17 protein-coding genes are annotated in these 18,109 nt (G+C 69.4%); 8 read left to right on the top strand and 9 right to left on the bottom strand.

Annotated elements, in window-relative coordinates; translation table 11 throughout:
* Positions 1-1,323, top strand: a complete 1,323-nt coding sequence (locus tag C3481_RS01645; RefSeq protein WP_103841960.1) for an MFS transporter — start codon at positions 1-3, stop codon at positions 1,321-1,323.
* Between the two features lie 19 nt (positions 1,324-1,342).
* On the opposite strand, the gene C3481_RS01640 is transcribed toward C3481_RS01645, so the two are convergent.
* The 5 genes from C3481_RS01640 to C3481_RS01620 all read right to left on the bottom strand — a co-directional run bounded on the left by C3481_RS01640 (position 1,343) and on the right by C3481_RS01620 (position 6,536).
* Entirely contained in the window at positions 1,343-1,576 is a 234-nt protein-coding gene (locus C3481_RS01640) for a hypothetical protein (RefSeq protein WP_023950818.1), read from the bottom strand.
* A 1-nt stretch (position 1,577) separates the two neighbouring features.
* Positions 1,578-4,157 carry a valine--tRNA ligase gene (valS, locus tag C3481_RS01635; protein WP_023950816.1) on the bottom strand — a complete coding sequence of 860 codons (2,580 nt, stop codon included), beginning with the start codon at positions 4,155-4,157 and terminating at the stop codon, positions 1,578-1,580.
* Between the two features lie 104 nt (positions 4,158-4,261).
* Positions 4,262-5,083 carry a MetQ/NlpA family ABC transporter substrate-binding protein gene (locus tag C3481_RS01630; protein WP_103840534.1) on the bottom strand — a complete coding sequence of 274 codons (822 nt, stop codon included), beginning with the start codon at positions 5,081-5,083 and terminating at the stop codon, positions 4,262-4,264.
* Between the two features lie 32 nt (positions 5,084-5,115).
* On the bottom strand, positions 5,116-5,787 hold the full coding sequence (locus tag C3481_RS01625; RefSeq protein ID WP_023950811.1) for a methionine ABC transporter permease: 672 nt from the start codon (positions 5,785-5,787) through the stop codon (positions 5,116-5,118).
* Entirely contained in the window at positions 5,784-6,536 is a 753-nt protein-coding gene (locus C3481_RS01620; RefSeq protein ID WP_023950809.1) for an ATP-binding cassette domain-containing protein, read from the bottom strand. Before C3481_RS01620 ends, C3481_RS01625 begins: the two co-directional genes overlap by 4 nt.
* A 45-nt stretch (positions 6,537-6,581) precedes the next feature.
* On the opposite strand from C3481_RS01620, the gene C3481_RS01615 reads away from it, so the two are divergent.
* A complete protein-coding gene (locus C3481_RS01615) occupies positions 6,582-6,998 on the top strand; it encodes an OsmC family protein (protein WP_103840532.1) in 417 nt (138 codons plus the stop codon).
* Between the two features lie 9 nt (positions 6,999-7,007).
* Here the strand turns inward: C3481_RS01615 and C3481_RS01610 are convergent, their stop codons facing one another.
* Entirely contained in the window at positions 7,008-7,514 is a 507-nt protein-coding gene (locus C3481_RS01610; RefSeq protein ID WP_023950805.1) for a GNAT family N-acetyltransferase, read from the bottom strand.
* Positions 7,511-8,194, bottom strand: a complete 684-nt coding sequence (locus tag C3481_RS01605; protein WP_036304582.1) for a hypothetical protein — start codon at positions 8,192-8,194, stop codon at positions 7,511-7,513. The genes C3481_RS01610 and C3481_RS01605 overlap by 4 nt, the downstream gene beginning before the upstream one ends.
* Positions 8,195-8,406: 212 nt before the next feature.
* On the opposite strand from C3481_RS01605, the gene ileS reads away from it, so the two are divergent.
* From ileS to ndk, 4 genes are read left to right on the top strand one after another with little or no spacing between them, the layout of a single operon-like run.
* Positions 8,407-11,784 (top strand): isoleucine--tRNA ligase, encoded by a 3,378-nt coding sequence (gene ileS / locus C3481_RS01600; RefSeq protein WP_103840530.1) that lies wholly within the window; start codon positions 8,407-8,409, stop codon positions 11,782-11,784.
* A complete protein-coding gene (locus C3481_RS01595) occupies positions 11,781-13,133 on the top strand; it encodes a folylpolyglutamate synthase/dihydrofolate synthase family protein (RefSeq protein ID WP_064956592.1) in 1,353 nt (450 codons plus the stop codon). The genes ileS and C3481_RS01595 overlap by 4 nt, the downstream gene beginning before the upstream one ends.
* The gene (locus C3481_RS01590; protein WP_103840528.1) at positions 13,121-13,522 is read left to right on the top strand and encodes a DUF4233 domain-containing protein; all 402 of its coding nucleotides are present in this window, start codon (positions 13,121-13,123) and stop codon (positions 13,520-13,522) included. Before C3481_RS01595 ends, C3481_RS01590 begins: the two co-directional genes overlap by 13 nt.
* A 1-nt stretch (position 13,523) precedes the next feature.
* Complete coding sequence (gene ndk, locus C3481_RS01585; protein ID WP_023950795.1) at positions 13,524-13,940, top strand: nucleoside-diphosphate kinase; 417 nt, start codon at positions 13,524-13,526, stop codon at positions 13,938-13,940.
* Between the two features lie 63 nt (positions 13,941-14,003).
* Here the strand turns inward: ndk and C3481_RS01580 are convergent, their stop codons facing one another.
* Positions 14,004-14,603: a vitamin K epoxide reductase family protein gene (locus tag C3481_RS01580; protein ID WP_023950794.1), complete on the bottom strand. Its 600-nt coding sequence runs from the start codon at positions 14,601-14,603 to the stop codon at positions 14,004-14,006.
* A gap of 278 nt (positions 14,604-14,881) precedes the next feature.
* Here C3481_RS01580 and C3481_RS01575 point away from each other — a divergent pair, with 278 nt between their 5' ends.
* Complete coding sequence (locus C3481_RS01575) at positions 14,882-17,260, top strand: Rne/Rng family ribonuclease (protein WP_103840526.1); 2,379 nt, start codon at positions 14,882-14,884, stop codon at positions 17,258-17,260.
* Between the two features lie 34 nt (positions 17,261-17,294).
* On the opposite strand, the gene C3481_RS01570 is transcribed toward C3481_RS01575, so the two are convergent.
* Positions 17,295-17,567: a DUF4031 domain-containing protein gene (locus C3481_RS01570; RefSeq protein ID WP_103840523.1), complete on the bottom strand. Its 273-nt coding sequence runs from the start codon at positions 17,565-17,567 to the stop codon at positions 17,295-17,297.
* A 232-nt stretch (positions 17,568-17,799) separates the two neighbouring features.
* On the opposite strand from C3481_RS01570, the gene rplU reads away from it, so the two are divergent.
* Positions 17,800-18,108 (top strand): 50S ribosomal protein L21, encoded by a 309-nt coding sequence (gene rplU, locus C3481_RS01565; protein WP_023950787.1) that lies wholly within the window; start codon positions 17,800-17,802, stop codon positions 18,106-18,108.
* Position 18,109: the final 1 nt, after the last annotated feature.

The raw sequence follows: 18,109 nt of genomic DNA, 5'->3' as shown, positions 1-18,109 counted from the left end.
ATGAGCGTCGTCACCGACACCCCGGCCCAAGCCCCCGGGTCCGGGCGCCCCCGGCCCCTCGGGCGGGACTTCACCCGACTGTGGTCCGCCGCCGCCTTCAGCAATCTGGCGGACGGACTGGGCCGCACCGCGGTTCCGCTCATCGCAACGACGCTCACGCGCGACCCGCTGCTGATCTCGTTGCTCGGTGCGGCGGCCTTCGTCCCGTGGCTCGTCTTCGGCGTGCCGGCCGGCATGATCGTCGATCGGTTCGACCGGCGTCGCGTGATGGCCCTGGCGAACACCGTGCGCGGGGCGGCCGCGGTCGGATTGGCGGTGCTCACAGTCACGGGCGGGCTCGATGTCGTGTGGCTGCTGATCGGCACTCTGGTCTTCGGCTTCGGCGAGACGCTCTTCGACAACGCCACCAACGCGGTCATCCCGAGCGTCGTCGGCCGAGACCAGTTGGATCGAGCCAACGGACGGATCCAGGCCGCGCAGATCACTATCGACAGCTTCCTCGCGCAGCCGGTCGCCGGCGTCCTGTTCGCCGTGTCGCTCGCGCTCCCGCTGTGGCTCGGCGCCGCCGGGTACATCGTTCCGATCGCACTCGCGCTCGCCCTTCCGCTCGCGGCGGCGCGGTCCCGAGCCTCGACCGTCGTCGGCGCCGATCAGGGCGAGGTCGTCGCCGGCACCGTGCCGGAGCCACTGCCCGCTCCGACCGTTGCCCCGGTCCCCGCCGGCGAGGCGCTGCGGTACCTCTGGCGACACCGGTTCCTGCGGGCGCTGGTCGTGTTCACCTCGGTCGTCGGATGCGCTTTCGCCTTCGCGCAGGCACCGACGCTGCTCTACTTCCTGGATGTCCACGGGGTACCCGAGATCGCCATCGGGTTCGTCACGGCGGGCGTCGGAGTCGGCGCACTCGGCGGCTCGCTCGTCGCTGCTCGTCTCGTCGCGCGATGGGGGCGCGGCAACGTGATGTGGGGAGCGAACCTGGCCGCGGCCGCATGCATGGTCGCCGTCGGGCTCGCGCCGAACATCGTCGTCGCGGTCATCGCCTACGCGGGAATGGCTTTCGCGGTGTCGCTGTGGAACGTTCCGTGGGGTGCGCTGCGGCAGCAGATCATCCCGCCGGCGCTGTTCGGGCGCACTCTCGGCATCATCCGCACTCTGACCTGGGGACTCTTTCCGGTGGCGACGATCCTGGGCGGGCTGGTCGCGTCCGTCGACCTGCGACTGCCCTTCATCGCCGCCGGGGCGGTGTGCATCGTCGCGACGGCGGTCTGCACGCGACTCATCCGATCCGCGACCGGACAGGGCTCTCCCGCCGCCACCCCGGACTGAGCGGCGGGAGAGCGGGGCGTCAGAACGTGTCGTCGTCTATCTGGCCGACGACGGGAACACCGGCAGCATCGAGCGAGACGACGACGCCGTTCTCCAGTTCGGCGACGGGGCGCCCCTCGAGCCAGGTCAGCGTCCACTTCGGACGCGGATCGACGTCGAGCACGCGATCCACGGCGCGGACCTGATCACGGAATGCGGCCGGCAGAGAGGCCGGCGGCTCATCGCCGCTGGTCCACCGGGTTCCCAGACGCATCTCAGACCTCCTGCGGGGCCAGCTCGACGCGCTCCACGACGAGGTCGCCCGCGCCGTCGAGGAGCTCGAGCTCGGTGATGCGTCCGACCGCCTTCAGGTCGCCCTCGGCGCGGCGCAGGCGCTCGATCGTCGCGGCATCCGCGCGAAGCGAGAGAACCGAGACGGGGGTCTTCTGCGAGGCCTTCGCCTCGGTCTTCGCCCGTCGGATCCCGATGAGCGCGGCGCTGGCCGCGGTCAGCACGTCGGGATCGCCGGCGATACCGCTCGCCTCGGGCCAGGATGCGGTGTGCACCGAGCCCTCCTCGAACCACGACCATGCTTCCTCCGCAGCGAAGGCGAGGACCGGGGCCAGCAGACGCAGCAGCGAGGACAGCGCGAGGCGCAGTGCCAGGGCCGCCGAGGCCTGACCCGCGTCGGAGCGGTCGTACGCGCGCTCCTTGACGAGCTCGAGGTAGTCGTCGCAGAACGTCCAGAAGAAGGCCTCGGTGATCTCCAGTGCGCGAGCGTGATCGTACGCCTCGAACGCGCGCGTGGCGTCGACGATCACCCGGTCGAGCGTCGCAAGCATGGCGGCGTCGAGGTCGTGGGTCACGGCCGCGCCGTCGGGCACGGGGAACGAGAGCACGAACTTCGCCGCGTTGAGCACCTTGATGGCCAGACGGCGGCCGATCTTCACCTGCGTCGGGTTCTGCGGGTCGAACGCGGCATCGGAGCCGAGGCGGCTCGAGGCTGCCCAGTAGCGGACCGCGTCTGTGCCGTGCTGCGCGAGGATGTCGGCCGGAGTGACCACGTTCCCCTTCGACTTCGACATCTTCTTGCGGTCGGGGTCGACGATGAATCCGGAGATCGCGGCATCCGACCACGGCGCGCGGCCGTCCTCGAGAGCGCTGCGGAGCATCGTGGAGAACAGCCAGGTGCGGATGATGTCCTGCCCCTGCGGTCGCAGATCGAACGGCGCGACGAGCTGCCACAGCTCGTCGTCGCGCTGCCACCCGCCCGCCAGCTGCGGGGTCAGCGACGACGTCGCCCAGGTGTCGAAGATGTCGCGCTCGGCGTCGAACCCGCCCGGCACCCCGCGCTGCTCGGCGGTGTAGCCCGAGGGGACATCGGTGGTCGGGTCGATCGGGAGCTGAGCGGCATCGGGGGTGATGACGCGCTCGTAATCGCGTTCGCCGTTCTCGTCGAGTCCGTACCAGATCGGAATGGGCACGCCGAAGAACCGCTGACGCGACACGAGCCAGTCGCCGGTGAGTCCGTTCGTCCAGTTCTCGTAGCGAACCCGCATGAAGTCGGGGTGCCACGACATCTCCTGGCCGAGCGAGATGAGGCGCGACCGCAGCTCTTCGTCGCGGGCTCCGTTGCGCAGGTACCACTGGCGCGTCGAGACGATCTCGAGCGGACGGTCGCCCTTCTCGAAGAACTTCACCGGGTGGCTGAAGGGCTTGGACACCTCGAGCAGCTCCCCGGACTCCTGCAGGAGTTCCACGATGCGCTTCTTGGCGCTGAAGACGGTCTTTCCGGCGAGTTCCGCGTATGCGGCGCGCGCGGCATCCGCGACGATGACGTCGGGCGCGTCGGCGACGATGCGGCCGTCGTGACCGAGGATCGTGCGGTTGGGCAGGTCCAGCTCGCGCCACCAGATGATGTCCGTCACGTCACCGAAGGTGCAGATCATCGCGATTCCCGAGCCTTTGTCGGGCTGAGCGAGGTGGTGCGGGAGAACCGGCACCTCGACGTCGAAGAGCGGTGTGCGCACGGTCTTGCCGAAGTACGGCTGATAGCGCTCGTCGTCCGGGTTCGCGACGAGGGCGACGCACGCCGGCAGCAGCTCCGGGCGCGTCGTCTCGATGTGGATGTCGCCGCTGCCGTCGGTCTTGTGGAACGCGATCCGGTGGTACGACGCCTGCTGCTCGCGATCCTCGAGCTCGGCCTGAGCGATCGCGGAGCGGAAGTCGATGTCCCACAGCGTGGGAGCGAGCGCCTGATACGCCTCGCCCCGCTCGAGGTTGCGCAGGAACGCGAGCTGGCTGGTGCGGATGGTCTCGTCGGAGATGGTCCGGTATGTCTGGGTCCAGTCGACGGAGAGCCCGAGCTGACGGAAGAGCGACTCGAACTGCTTCTCGTCCTCGATGGTCAGCTTCTCGCACAGCTCGATGAAGTTGCGACGGCTGATGGGCACCTGGTCGGCGGCGCGGCTCGACTTGTTGTCGCCGCCCTCGAACGGCGGGACGAACGACTCGTCGTACGGGAGGGTCGGGTCGCAGCGCACGCCGTAGTAGTTCTGAACACGGCGCTCGGTGGGAAGACCGTTGTCGTCCCAGCCCATCGGGTAGAACACGCTCTTGCCGCGCATGCGCTCGAACCGCACCTTCAGATCGGTGTGCGTGAACGAGAACACGTGGCCGATGTGCAGCGAGCCGGATGCCGTCGGGGGAGGCGTGTCGACGGAGAAGACGCCGCCACGGCCCGTCTCAGCGGCGCGCGCGCGATCGAACAAGTAGGTGCCCTGCTCGGCCCAGGCGGCGTCCCACTTCTGCTCGAGGCCTTCCAGAGCGGGCTTCTCGGGAATGTGCGCTGTCATGGGAACTCCTCGACGATATGTGCGGCACTGTGTGAGCGTGCCTGAGTGTGCGTCGTCCGAGTCTACCGGGGGTGGGGCGCCGCATCGGTGCCCCACCCGTGTGGTCAGAAGGCGGCTTCGATGGTCTCGTTGCCCTCGATGACCTTGCGCACCTCGTCGCTCGTGAACGCGTCGATGAGTGCCTTCGTGGCGGGGGAGCCCGCCTCGGCCGAGGGCACCACGAGCTGCAGCGCGAAGCGGTCGTCGAGCTCGGTGAGCAGGCCGTCGTCCTGAGGGGTCAGGCCGAGCGCGGCGATGTGCGATGGCCACTGGAAGACCAGGTCCGCTTCGTCGTACGCCGTGTTCAGCTGATTGATCTCGAGCGAGAGGAACTGCAGGTTCTTCGGGTTCTCTGAGACATCGTCGAGCGTCGCGGTGTAGGGGTCGATGCCCGGGGTCAGTCCGATCACGCCGGCGTCGGCGAGGAGCTTGAGCGCTCGGGCGGTGTTCGACGAGTCGTTCGGGATGGCGACCGTCGCACCGTCGGGGAGCTGATCGATGTCGGTCAGGGTCTTCGAATAGAACGCGATGACGAAGTTGTAGATGGGTTGGACCGCCTCGAGTGACGCCCCGTTCTTCTCGTTGAACTCCTGCATATACGGCTCGTGCTGCGAGAAGTTCGCGTCGATGTCGCCGGCGGCGAGCATGTTGTTGACCGTGACGTAGTCCGACACCGGTACGAGCTCGATCTCGTACCCGTCGGAGATCGCCGCTCCGGCGGCCTCGACGATGTCGGTCGCGGGGGCGGTCACTGCGCCCACGCGCAGTGTCGTGACGCCGGACTCGGCGTCGCCCGGTGAGCCGGCGCAGCCGGCGAGCAGCCCGGCGGTCGCCAGCGTGGCGACCGCCGCCGTGACGAGGCGAGCGCGAACGGAGCGGAAGGACATGGGTTCTCCTTGTGAGAGTCGGTGGGCAGGAGTCAACGGTGGTCGAGACGGATCGACAGGCGGTGACCGATCGATTGGATGACCAGGACGACGACCAGGATGACGGCGATCGTGAAGTACATCAGCGGATAGTCGTACTCCTGGTAGCCGTAGCGCAGGGCGAAGTCGCCGATCCCGCCGCCGCCCACCACGCCGAGCACGGTGGAGTACGACAGCAGACTGATCGTCGCCGACGTCAGGGCGTAGACGAGGCCGGGGAAGGCTTCCGGGAGGAGGAAACGCACGATCGTCTGCGGAAGCGTCGCTCCCATCGTGCGAGCGACCCGCGGGATTCCGGGGCTGATCTCGCGCAAGATCTGCTCCACCAGACGCGCGTAGATCGCGACGGCGACGAAGCAGAGCGAGAACGTCGCCGCGGGCGTGCCGAATGTCGTCCCGTAGACGAGCCGGGTCACCGGCACGAGGAACACGACGAGCAGCAGGAACGGGAACGAGCGGACGACGTTGATGAAGAGGTTCCCGGTCCACCACACCGCGCGATTCGGTGCGGCGCCGCCCCGGCGGGTCAGGTATACGAGCATGCCGAGCGGCAGTCCGAGGAGCACCGCCGCCGCGAGAGAGACCAGAAGCATGTAGCCGGTCTCGCCGAGGGCCTCGAGCAGGTCTTCGCCCCGGCGGCCGAGCGAGTCGGCGAGACCGCTCATGCGCCGAGCTCCCGTCGGGCGCGGTCGAGATAGCTCTCCGAGCCGAGGTCGGGCTCGGGCTGCACCCGCAGGATGTCGTGGACTCGCCCGTCCTCGAACAGGGCGACGCGGTCGCAGACCCGCCGGACGACGGCGAGATCATGCGTCACGACGACCACCGTCGTGCCGAACCGGTCGCGGGCCGCGCGGAGCAGTGCGAGCACGCCGTCGGTGGTGCTGGCATCGAGAGACGAGGTCGGCTCGTCGCACAGCAGGATGTCCGGGCGCGCGACGAGCGCACGGGCGATGCCGACGCGCTGACGCTGGCCTCCGCTCAGCTCGGCGGGGTACGCGTGTTCGCGGCCGCCCAGGCCGACGAAGCGCAGCACCTCGTCGACCGAGGCCCGTCGCTCTCGCGCGTGTTCGCGGCCACTCAGATCGAGAGCGATCGAGACGTTCTGAAGCACGGTCCGGTTCGCCAGGAGGTGCACGCCCTGGAACACCACTCCGATGCGCCGGCGAAGCGTGCGCAGCGCCGCCCGGCTGAGTCTCTGCGGGTCCTGTCCCAGCACCCGGACGGCGCCCGCCGTCGCGCTGATCTCGCCCGTGAGCAGGGCGAGAAGCGTGCTCTTCCCCGCGCCGCTCTCGCCGATGACTCCGAAGATCTCGCCCGGCGCGACCGTGAGATCGACGCCCGACAGGGCGCGGGTGCCGCCAGGGTACGTGACGCCGACCCCGCTCAGGGAGATCGGATCGTCGGTCGGGCGCACGCCGCATCCTCCAATAGTTGGACGACGTTCAACTATAGTCGACGCATGGCCACCCGGTACCGCACCTCAGCTCTGAACGACGACGGCGGGACGGGGGTCAGTCGTGTGCCGGATGGTCTGGAGGTCGCGGTATCCAACCCGTTGCAGCCGGGGCACGACACGCGCGCGAGCAACCCGGAGCAGCTCCTCGCCCTGGCCTGGGCGACGTGCCTGAACGCCACGGCGCAGGCGATCGTGTCGGCAGCGCATCGCACCGCCGTGCGCGTCGAAGTCGCCTTGCGCGACGCCGAAGGCCGCGAGGGATACGAGTTCGTCGTGACCGCCTTCGTCTCGGGCGAGGGGCTGGACGAGAGCGAAGCCTCGAACCTCGCCGTCGCTGCGCACGCGCGTTGCCCGATCTCGCGCCTGCTGCAGGCTTCGCCGCTGGCCGAGGTGCGTGGCGAGGCCTGGTCGGCGATCTGACGAGGCCGCTCAGCGATCGACGGCGAAGCCGAGGTGAGGCATGTCCACGCCTCGGTAGTGCACCATGAATCGGCGGCGAACGGTCATGCCGAGCCGGATGGCCACGTTCATGGACGCGATGTTGGTGTCACGGACCTTGGCCCAGATGGCGGGGGCACCGAGCTCGCGGAACCCCCAGTCCCGCGCCGCGGTCGCGGCCTCTGTCGCGTATCCCCGATGCCAGTGCGCCCTGTGGAACAGGTAGCCGACCTCGAGAACCTGTTCGTCACCGACGAACTGTCGCGTGATGCCGCACTGCCCGATCATGCCCACTCCGGGGAGGTCGACGGCCCAGAGTCCGAAACCGTCCTCCTCGTAGCGACGAAGATTGCGCGCGAGCCACTGCGCGCTTTCGTCGTCGTCGAAGGCCCCCTCGTAGGCGGTCATCGCGATGGGATCGGTCAGTATCTCGCGGAGCGGGCCCAGGTCATCCTCCGTCATCAGCCGCAGGACCAGGCGTTCGGTGCGGGCGATCATCGGTTCGACTCCGGGGCGGATGCCTCGTCGCGCACGTCCCATCCGAGCGCAGCGGCGAACGCGGGGGCATGCGCCTCGACCTGCCGACGGGAGGCCGTCGCTCCGGCCAGCGCACGGATGTCGGTGAAGGCGAGCGCTTCCAGGCCGCGCAGGTCGAGATCCGTGCTCGACAGGGCACGTGTGTCGAACTCATCCACCGTGGTGTCGATGAAACCGACGCGCTCGAGCACCGCACCCGGGGCGTCGAGCGTGCCGATGCGGCAATCGACGATGAGGACGTCCCGCAGCGTCGCGGCGGGCACCGAGAGGTAGTCGATCCGGATGCCGCGGAGGATGACGCCGTCCCAGCGAGCACGCTGAGCATCGAGGGTGCCGATCCGCCCGCCGTTGAGTGTCACGGTGCGCCAGCTGCCGTCGCCCGAGCGGAACTCGGCCGTCGCGAGGTCGATGAGCGCGACGTCGGCGAGCACCGCACCGGTGAGATCGAGCCGGTCGGGGGTCCCCGGCCCGACGACGCTCTCGCTCACGCGTGCGTGGGCACCGTCGACGGGCCCGGCCCCGACCGTGATCGAGGACCCGACGAGATCCGCATGCCGAGACAGGACGGCAGGTTCGAGGTGACGGGGGAGGTCGGGGTCGCTCGCGCGAGGCGGAGCGGGGCGGGAGCGCGGGCGGGCCATACCTTCAGCGTATGCCGACGGTATGATGGGGTCATCAGCACCGATCCGGCCATCACCGGGGAGCTCTCGGAAGAACGGCGGCCATCCGCCCAGTAGAACCGAGCGGGGCAGGCCCGTGACAGCCGCTGGGAGAGTGGCCCTCCGGGGCAAGCGGGGTGGTACCGCGGTCGCACGATCGTCCTCGCAGGAAGTCCGACCCTGCGAGAGAAGCCATGACCTATCCGAAGTCCTCTGCTTTCGGCCCCGCCGCCGACAGCGTCGTGCCCAGCCCCCGCTTCCCCGACGTCGAGCGGGAGGTGCTCGCGTTCTGGGAGCGCGACGACACCTTCCGCAGCTCGATCGCGCGACGGGAGGGGGCACCCGAGTGGGTCTTCTACGACGGCCCGCCCTTCGCCAACGGCCTGCCGCACTACGGTCACCTCCTCACCGGGTACGCCAAGGACGTCTTCCCGCGTTTCCAGACGATGCGCGGAAAGAAGGTCGACCGCGTCTTCGGCTGGGACACCCACGGTCTCCCGGCTGAGCTCGAAGCGATGAAGCAGCTGGGAATCACCGAGAAGAGCGAGATCGAGGCGATGGGCATCGCCGCCTTCAACGACAAGGCGCGTTCCTCCGTGCTCGAGTACACGCGCGAGTGGGAGGACTATGTCACCCGCCAGGCGCGCTGGGTCGACTTCGAGCGCGGATACAAGACGCTCGACACGGGCTTCATAGAGTCGGTGCTCTGGGCGTTCAAGGAGCTGTGGGACAAGGACCTCGCGTACGAGGGCCACCGCGTGCTGCCCTACTGCTGGCGCGACGAGACGCCGCTGTCGAACCATGAGCTGCGCATGGACGACGACGTCTACAAGATGCGCCAGGATCCCTCGGTGACCGTCACCTTCCCGTTCGTCGGCGCCAAGGCCGAGTCGCTCGGACTCACCGGTGTGCGCGCTCTCGCGTGGACGACGACGCCGTGGACTCTGCCGACAAACCTCGCCCTCGCCGTCGGCCCCGACATCCGCTACGTCGTGCTGCCCGGCGGTCCGGCCGGCGCGGCCGACGTCCACGAGGACCGCGCCGAGGCCGACGCGCACCGCTACCTCCTCGCCGAGGAGCTGCTCAGCGGCTACGCGAAGGACCTCGGGTACGCCGACGCCGAAGAAGCGCGCGCGGCGGTGGAGCGGACGCTTCCGGGCAGCGAGCTCGCCGATGTGCAGTACGACCGGCTCTTCGACTACTACGCGGATGCCGAGACCTGGGGCACCGGTTCGGCATGGCGCGTGCTCGTCGACGACTACGTCACCACCACGGACGGAACCGGAATCGTCCACCAGGCGCCGGCCTACGGCGAGGACGACCAGCGCGTGACGGCCGCGGCCGGTATCCCGCTGATCATGAGCCTCGACGACGGCGGGCGCTTCCTCCCGCAGGTCACCGACGTGGCGGGCGAGCTGTGGATGGACGCCAACCGGCCCCTCATCCGCCTGCTGAAGGCCGAGGGCCGCCTCCTTCGCGAGGCGAGCTACGAGCACTCGTACCCGCATTGCTGGCGCTGCCGCAACCCGCTCATCTACAAGGCTGTGTCGAGCTGGTTCGTGCGCGTCACGGCGATCAAGGACCGTCTGCTCGAGCTCAACGAGCAGATCACCTGGGCGCCCGAGAACGTCAAGCACGGGCAGTTCGGGAAGTGGCTCGAGGGCGCGCGCGACTGGTCCATCAGTCGTAACCGCTTCTGGGGCTCCCCGATCCCGGTCTGGAAGAGCGACGACCCCGAGTACCCGCGTACCGATGTGTACGGCTCGCTCGCGGACATCGAACGCGACTTCGGGCGCCTGCCGCGCAACGAGGCCGGCGAGATCGACCTGCACCGGCCGTTCATCGACGACCTGACGCGTCCGAACCCCGACGACCCCACGGGCCGCTCCACGATGCGCCGCATCGAGGACGTCTTCGACGTGTGGTTCGACTCGGGGTCGATGCCCTACGCACAGGTGCACTACCCCTTCGAGAACCGCGAGTGGTTCGACGAGCACGCGCCGGCCGACTTCATCGTGGAGTACATCGGGCAGACGCGCGGCTGGTTCTACGTCATGCACGTGCTCTCGGGCGCCCTGTTCGACCGGCCCGCGTTCTCGGGCGTCGCCTGCCACGGCATCGTGCTCGGCAGCGACGGTCAGAAGATGTCGAAGTCGCTGCGCAACTACCCGGACGTGTCCGAGGTCTTCGACCGCGATGGTTCCGACGCGATGCGCTGGTTCCTCATGGGGTCGTCGGTGCTGCGCGGCGGCAACCTCGTGGTGACCGAGGAGGGCATCCGCGCCGGCGTGCGCGAGTTCCTGCTCCCGCTGTGGAACACCTGGTACTTCTTCGCCACCTACGCCAACGCCGCCGGCGGCGAGGGCGGGACGGGCTACCAGGCGCGACGTCGCACCGACTCCACCAACGTGCTCGACCGCTACATCCTGGCGCTGACCGGCGACCTCGTGCGCGATGTCGCCGCCGACCTCGAGGCTCTCGACTCCACGATGGCCGCCGCCAAGCTCCGCGACTTCGCCGAGGCGCTCACGAACTGGTACATCCGCCGCTCGCGCGATCGCTTCTGGGTGGGCGTCGTTCCCGGCGACGATTCGTCGACGGAAGCCTTCGACACCCTGTACACGGTGCTCGAGACGCTGACCCGTGTGGCCGCACCGCTCCTCCCGCTCGTGAGCGAGCGGGTCTGGCAGGGCCTGACCGGAGGACGCAGCGTCCACCTGGAGGACTGGCCCGACGCCGCCGATTTCGCTCCGGCCGCCGACATCCGCTCGGCGATGGATGCCGTCCGCGAGGTGTCGTCGGTGGCCAACGCGCTGCGGAAGAAGGAAGGCAAGCGCGTCCGGCTGCCCTTGCCGCAGCTCACCGTCGCGATCACCGATGCGGCGGCTCTGGAGCAGTTCGCCGACATCCTCCGCGACGAGCTCAACGTGAAGGATGTCGCCGTCGCCGAGCTCTCCGACGACCTCGCGGCCTCGTACGGCATCAGCCAGCGCCTCTCGGTCAATGCGCGCGCGGCCGGTCCGCGACTGGGCAAGCAGGTGCAGCATGTCATCGCGGGTGCCCGGGCGGGCCTGTGGAGCGAGCAGGACGGCGTCGTGACCGTCGACGGCATCGCCCTCGAGCCCGGCGAATACGACCTGACCCTCGAGGCGGGCGGCGTTGCAGAGGGCACCGCCATCGCTCTCCTGTCCGGCGGCGGATTCGTGCTGCTCGACACGACGACCACTGCGCAGCTCGAGGCCGAAGGCCTCGCGCGCGACGTCATCCGGGCCGTGCAGGACACGCGCAAGGCCGCCGGTTTCGAGGTCAGCGACCGCATCCGTCTCGCGCTCGCGTTCGATGCCGACGACGACGCCGCCGCTGTCGCATCGGCGTTCGACGCGGCCGACGTCGCGGGAGAGACCCTGGCTCGCGAATGGATCGTGCGGACATCCGCGCAGACCCTCGCCTCGTCCGCGGAGTTCGACACCGCGGACGAGCCCGAGTTCGCGGCCGTCGTCGCCGCGAAGACCTACGCGAACCGCGGCGACCTCACCGTGAGCGTCACCCGTCTGACAGGAGAGAGCGCATGACCGATCAGGCCCGTGCGGATGCCGTCTACACGGCGCTGCTGCAGCGTCAGGGGGAGCAATGGGTGCAGCCGCGCGTCGAGCGCACCCGGCGCGTCCTCGAGCTGCTGGACGACCCGCAGCGCACCTATCGCGTCGTGCACGTGACGGGAACCAACGGGAAGACCTCGACGAGCCGCATGATCGAGAGCCTCGTGCGGGCGCATGGACTGCGCACCGGGCTGTTCACGAGCCCCCACCTCGAGCGGTTCACCGAGCGGATTCTCATCGACGGCGAGCCGATCGCGGATGCCGCGGTCGCCGACGCATGGGAGGAGATCGCGCCCTTCGTCGACCTCGTCGACGCCGAGCTGGCCGCTGCGGACGACGCCCCCCTGACTTTCTTCGAACTGCTGACGGTGCTCGCCTTCGTGGCCTTCTCCGACGCTCCGGTGGATGTCGCCGTCGTCGAGGTGGGCATGGGCGGGTCGTGGGACTCGACCAACACCGCCGACGGCGACGTCGCGGTCATCGGCCCCGTGGCGCTGGACCACGCCGACCGCCTCGGCGAGACGATCGGCGAGATCGCCGCGGTCAAGGCGGGCATCATCAAGCCGGGCGCGGCGGTCGTCTCGGCCGTGCAGACCCCCGAGGCGGCCGCACAGATCCGGGCGCGCGCTGCGGAGGTCGCTGCCACCGTCGGCTTCGCCGGCGATGAGTTCGGCCTGTCCGGTCACAGCCTCGCCGTGGGTGGTCAGCAGATCAGCGTGCGCGGTCGGGCGGGGGAGTACCCCGAGCTCTACCTGCCTCTCTACGGATCCCATCAGGCGGAGAACGCCGCACTGGCGGTCGCCGCCGTCGAGGCTCTCATCGGGGCCGAGGACCAGGCCCTTCACCCGGAGGTCGTGGCGGACGGTCTCGGCGCGGTCACCTCTCCCGGCCGGCTGCAGCTGCTCGGGATCAGTCCGACGGTGCTCGTCGACAGCGCCCACAACCCCCACGGGGCCGCCGCCCTCGCCGCGGCGCTGCGCGAATCGTTCGACTTCGACGAGTGGGGTGTCGTGCTGGGTGTCCTCGGCGACAAGGACGCCGCCGGAATCGTCGACGCCCTGGCGCCGGTCGCCGCTCACGTCTTCGCGACCGCGCCCGACTCGGAGCGCGCCTCGGATCCGACCCTCGTGGCCGACCTCGCGGAGGAACACGGGCTCGGCGTCACCGAGCACCGCGATCTCGTCGAGGCGGCCGAGGCAGCGCGCGAGTGGGCAGCGGACGGGGAGCGGCGAGCGGTTGTCATCGCCGGCTCGGTCGTGCTCGCCGGTGAGGCGATCGCCCTCGCCGCCGCGGAGGACTGGAAGTCGGGATGGCAGGCGTGAGTCGGCCCCGGGAACGCCGGCGCCGTGGTGCCGCCGAGTCCCTCGGCTCGGTCGTCCTCGGGTTCGAGTCGATCGTCGTCTTCCTCGGAGGCCTCACGGTGTACGGACTCGGCGTCCTGCCCGACGGCGTGCCGGACTGGTGGGGCGTCGTCGCGGGCGCGGTGCTCGCCGTCGCGATGATCGTCACCTCCGGCGTCCTGCGCCACCGGTGGGGGATCATGCTGGGCTGGGCACTCCAGGTCATCCTGGCTCTCGGCGTGTTCCTCGTACCTGCGCTCGGAATCGTCGCACTGGTTTTCGGCGGCATGTACGCGTATGCGACCATCAAGGGGGCTGCTCTCGACCGGCGCAACGCCGCCCTCGCAGCCGACGAATCGAACGGAGACTGACATGCCCACCGAAGAGACCCTCGTTCTCGTCAAGCCCGACGGCGTGGCTCGCGGCCTCACCGGCGCGATCCTGGCTCGTATCGAAGCCAAGGGATACGCGCTCGTCGACATCCGTCTGGTCGAGGCCGACCGTGAGCTGCTCGAGCAGCACTACGCCGAGCACGCGGGCAAGCCGTTCTACGAGCCGCTGCTCGAGTTCATGCAGAGCGGTCCGTCGGTGGCCATCCGCCTCGCCGGCAATCGTGTCATCGAGGGCTTCCGGTCCCTCGCCGGGACCACCGATCCGACGACGGCGGCCCCCGGAACGATCCGCGGCGACTTCGGTCGCGACTGGGGCCTGGCTGTTCAGCAGAACCTCGTCCACGGTTCCGACAGCCCCGAGTCCGCAGCCCGCGAGCTGCAGATCTGGTTCGGCTGAGCGGCACAGCGGCATCCCGCCCGCGACTCGACGTCACGACGTCGGCTCGCGGGCGTCGTCGTTTCAGAGGAAGCCGATCCAGTCCAGCCGGAGCTGCGCGACGACGGCGATCGCGACGTAGCTCAAGACGGCCAGGAGCGGGACCCAGCCCGACAGCGTGCCCGCGACCGCGCGGCCTCGACGCGGGAGCGGAACGGTGCCCGAGCGCAGGACGTGGAGAGTCACGGCGTAGAAGCTCGGGATCGTCACGAACCAGGTGACCATGCACCACGGGCAGAGGGTGCCGAGCACGAAGATGCTCTGCGAGATGAGCCAGATCACGAACCCGAACGCGAACGCCATACCCGCCCAGAACAACAGCCAGAACCACCGCGCGAAGCGTGCGCCGGCGAGGATCGCCGCGCCCACCACGATCGGCGCGACCCAGCCGGTGAGCCCGAGCAGCGGGTTGGGGAAGCCGAAGACCGACCCCTGCGGCGATGTCAGGTTGGCACCGCACTGCACGACGAGGTTGAAGTCGCAGGATGCCGTCGCCGTCGCGTCCTCGAGAAGGTGCAGTCGCTCGGTCGTCAGAGCGAAGGCGGCGATCCATCCGATCACGCCCGCGATCATCAGCCAGACGGCGAGTGCGACGGGGCGGGCATGGCTTCGGGAAGCGGGCATGATCGCGATTATCGCATCGCTACCGATGGCCCGGCCGTGAGCGTCGGGGCCCGCGTCCCACGAAGGGACGCGCGTAGTGCGATAATGGATGTCGATGCACGCACGCAGCCGCGCTGCGACAGTGCGTCACGAGAGACTTCGGGCAATGGCTGCCCACGCAGGCCGCGCCGAGAGCCGGCTGCACACCGAGTGAGTTCGCGGCTCGTCCTTCCGGGAGCGACGCCGCCAGAGATGTGCCGGGTGGCGCGCGGTGCCGCCCGAAGAGGAGTACGCCAGTGATGGCCGACGATCGCAATGACAACCCGACCCCCGATGAGTCCGAGAACGCGGTAGACCCCGCCGCGGCCGAATTGGCCGATGCCGTGACGTCGATCGACGCCACCGAGGAGCACATCGACAGCGGACGGGCAGCCGAGGACGATGCCCCGGAGCCCGCTCCCGGCGCCGATGAGTCGGCCGCCGCTCCCGACGAGCCCGTGCCTGCTGAGGAGTCCTCCCCGGCGCAGGAGGAGGTCCGTGGGGAAGAGCAGGCTCCTGCTCCGCAGCCCGAGCCCGCGGAGGAACCCGCCCCCGCAGAAGAGCCCGCCCCCGCCGAAGAGCCGGCGGACGCCGGCCCTCCGACCGCGGTCTCGCTCGGTCTCCTGCCCGCCGAGTTCGTCTCCGCGGTATCCACCGCGCTGCATTTCTACGCTCCCGAGATCCCGCCGCTTCCGGCGCTGCCGGACGACGTCGAGGACGACGACTCCGCGTCCTCATCGGGCTCGAGCAGCTCCCGCCGTCGCGGCCGCCGCCGCGGCGGGTCGAACGGCGATGAGGGCAATGAGCCTGCTCCGCGCCAGCGCGCGGTGGAGCTCATCACCGAACCGCAGCGCATCAAGGGCTCCACCCGGCTCGAGGCGAAGAAGCAGCGCCGCCGCGACGGCCGCGAAGCGGGTCGTCGGCGCACCGTCGTGACCGAAGCCGAGTTCCTCGCCCGCCGCGAGGCGGTCGACCGGGTCATGATCGTTCGATCCAAGAACGGTCGCATCCAGATCGCCGTCCTCGAGGACAACGTGCTCGTCGAGCACTACGTCGCGCGCAACCAGGACGCCTCGCTGATCGGCAACGTGTACCTCGGGCGCGTGCAGAACGTGCTCCCGAGCATGGAGGCCGCCTTCGTCGACATCGGCCGTGGTCGCAACGCCGTGCTCTACTCCGGCGAGGTCGACTGGGATGCCGTCGAGACGGGCAACCAGCCGCGCCGCATCGAGCTCGCACTCAAATCCGGCGACCGCGTCCTCGTCCAGGTCACGAAGGATCCGGTCGGGCACAAGGGTGCTCGCCTGACGAGCCAGATCTCGCTCCCCGGCCGCTACCTCGTGTACGTCCCGGGCGGCGCGATGAACGGTATCTCGCGCAAGCTTCCCGACACCGAACGGGCGCGTCTCAAGCGCATCCTCAAGGAGGTCCTCCCCGAGTCGTCGGGCGTCATCGTGCGCACCGCCGCGGAGGGCGCGACGGAAGACCAGCTCACGCGAGACGTGCAGCGGCTCACCTCGCAGTGGGAGCACATCAGCTCGCAGCTCGAGAAGATCCAGGCTCCCGCGCTCCTGCACTCCGAGCCCGACCTTCTCGTGAAGATCGTCCGCGACGTCTTCAACGAGGACTTCTCGCGCATGCTGATCCAGGGCGACGAGGCCTACTCGACGATCACGTCGTACCTCACGGGAGTCGCGCCCGATCTCCTCGAGCGCGTCGAGAAGTACGAGGACGAGCAGGACCCCTTCGACGCGTTCCGGGTCACGGAGCAGATCGAGAAGGCGCTGGATCGCAAGGTGTGGCTGCCCTCGGGCGGTTCGCTCGTGATCGACCGCACCGAGGCGATGACCGTCGTCGATGTGAACACGGGGAAGTTCGTCGGATCGGGCGGCAATCTCGAGGAGACCGTCACCAAGAACAACCTCGAGGCCGCCGAGGAGATCGTCCGGCAGCTGCGCCTGCGGGACATCGGCGGCATCATCGTCGTCGACTTCATCGACATGGTGCTCGAGTCCAACCGCGATCTCGTGCTGCGGCGTCTGATCGAATGCCTGAGCCGTGACCGCACGAAGCACCAGGTCGCCGAGGTCACCTCGCTGGGTCTGGTCCAGATGACGCGCAAGAAGCTGGGCCTCGGGCTCCTGGAGACCTTCAGCGAGGCGTGCGAGGTGTGCGCCGGCCGCGGCGTCATCGTCCACCACGATCCGGTGGTCAAGCACCGCGGCGCCGGCTCGCAGAACGGCAACGGCAACGGTTCGGCGCGCCGCAACGGCCGTGGCGGCGGTAACGCGGCTCCCGCGCCCGCGAACGGCGGCACCCACGTCATCACCGAGGGCGCGAAGTCGGCACTCGCCCAGATCGCCGCGTCGACGATCCAGGCGACTGCTGCGGAGGAGGACGCCGAGATCATCACCGTCGCGGTGGAGGCGGAGTCCGCACCCGTCGAGCGCCCGAAGAAGCCACGGCGCAAGAAGGCCGAGCCCAAGGCGCCGCGAACCGAGAAGGACCTGCTCCTCGACTCGGTGCTCAACGCGCTCCCCGAACCCAAGGCTCCCGGTCAGGGCCGCGGACGTCGCCGCGTGACGACCGCCGCCCTCAGCGGCACCCCGGTATCGGCGGCGCCGGCCTCGGACGACTGAGGTCGATCGTCACGACGAACGCCGCGGGATCGCTTCAGATCCCGCGGCGTTCGCGCGCGGTGACACGCAGCCCGGAGGCGATGAGGCGACGCACCAGTTCGTGGCCGGACACGTGCTGTGCGCCGCCGGCGACCAGGCGGTCGAACGCCGAGTCGGGGACGTCGTAGTGATCGAGGTCGAAGGCGCGGGCGGGCACCTCATGACGGCGGGCGAACGCGTGCAGTTCATCGAGATCCGAGTCGCTGACGAGGTGCGACCAGAGGGTGCCGTGCGCCGGCCAGCGCGGATCGTCGATCAGTATCGCCATCCTCCGATCCTACGAAGCGGATGCCGCGGGGGCGCCGGCCGCGACACACCCGGCCGTCCTTTTGCCGGATCTCCCGGCATCCGGTAAAGTGGACCCTTGGTGCAGCGAGTCCGTCGACGTCCCGTCGTTATCGCGGCTCAGCCACAGGATCATCTGGGGCACGCGCACCAAGACTTTCCAGTCTCGCAAAGACAATCGGAGCCGTGCGCTCCACAGAAGAAACAGGTGTGAAGTGGTTTACGCAGTTGTGCGCGCCGGCGGCCGTCAGGAGAAGGTCGAGGTCGGCACGATCGTCGTCCTCGATCGTCAGGCGGCTCAGATCGGCGACAAGCTCGAGCTTCCCGCCGTTCTCCTCGTCGACGGCGACGCCGTGACCACCGACGCTGACAAGCTCGCGAAGGTCACGGTCACCGCCGAGGTTCTCGGTGAGGAGCGCGGCCCGAAGATCGTGATCCAGAAGTTCAAGAACAAGACCGGCTACAAGAAGCGCCAGGGCCACCGTCAGGACCTCACGCGCGTCAAGATCACCGGCATCAAGTAAG

The sequence above is a fragment of the Microbacterium sp. Ru50 genome (assembly GCF_002920555.1).
Taxonomy (GTDB): Bacteria; Actinomycetota; Actinomycetes; order Actinomycetales; family Microbacteriaceae; genus Microbacterium; species Microbacterium arborescens.
The sequence above is the reverse complement of the archived record's forward strand: the minus strand, read 5'-3'. Positions and strand labels throughout refer to the sequence as shown.

Excerpts from the sequence above, each read along its gene's own strand:
- C3481_RS01645 (WP_103841960.1), top strand. The coding sequence starts at position 1 with ATGAGCGTCGTCACCGACACCCCGGCCCAAGCCCCCGGGTCCGGGCGC.
- C3481_RS01640 (WP_023950818.1), bottom strand. The coding sequence starts at position 1,576 with ATGCGTCTGGGAACCCGGTGGACCAGCGGCGATGAGCCGCCGGCCTCT.
- valS (WP_023950816.1), bottom strand. The coding sequence starts at position 4,157 with ATGACAGCGCACATTCCCGAGAAGCCCGCTCTGGAAGGCCTCGAGCAG.
- C3481_RS01630 (WP_103840534.1), bottom strand. The coding sequence starts at position 5,083 with ATGTCCTTCCGCTCCGTTCGCGCTCGCCTCGTCACGGCGGCGGTCGCC.
- C3481_RS01625 (WP_023950811.1), bottom strand. The coding sequence starts at position 5,787 with ATGAGCGGTCTCGCCGACTCGCTCGGCCGCCGGGGCGAAGACCTGCTC.
- C3481_RS01615 (WP_103840532.1), top strand. The coding sequence starts at position 6,582 with ATGGCCACCCGGTACCGCACCTCAGCTCTGAACGACGACGGCGGGACG.
- C3481_RS01610 (WP_023950805.1), bottom strand. The coding sequence starts at position 7,514 with ATGATCGCCCGCACCGAACGCCTGGTCCTGCGGCTGATGACGGAGGAT.
- C3481_RS01605 (WP_036304582.1), bottom strand. The coding sequence starts at position 8,194 with ATGGCCCGCCCGCGCTCCCGCCCCGCTCCGCCTCGCGCGAGCGACCCC.
- ileS (WP_103840530.1), top strand. The coding sequence starts at position 8,407 with ATGACCTATCCGAAGTCCTCTGCTTTCGGCCCCGCCGCCGACAGCGTC.
- C3481_RS01595 (WP_064956592.1), top strand. The coding sequence starts at position 11,781 with ATGACCGATCAGGCCCGTGCGGATGCCGTCTACACGGCGCTGCTGCAG.
- C3481_RS01590 (WP_103840528.1), top strand. The coding sequence starts at position 13,121 with ATGGCAGGCGTGAGTCGGCCCCGGGAACGCCGGCGCCGTGGTGCCGCC.
- ndk (WP_023950795.1), top strand. The coding sequence starts at position 13,524 with ATGCCCACCGAAGAGACCCTCGTTCTCGTCAAGCCCGACGGCGTGGCT.
- C3481_RS01580 (WP_023950794.1), bottom strand. The coding sequence starts at position 14,603 with ATGCCCGCTTCCCGAAGCCATGCCCGCCCCGTCGCACTCGCCGTCTGG.
- C3481_RS01575 (WP_103840526.1), top strand. The coding sequence starts at position 14,882 with ATGGCCGACGATCGCAATGACAACCCGACCCCCGATGAGTCCGAGAAC.
- C3481_RS01570 (WP_103840523.1), bottom strand. The coding sequence starts at position 17,567 with ATGGCGATACTGATCGACGATCCGCGCTGGCCGGCGCACGGCACCCTC.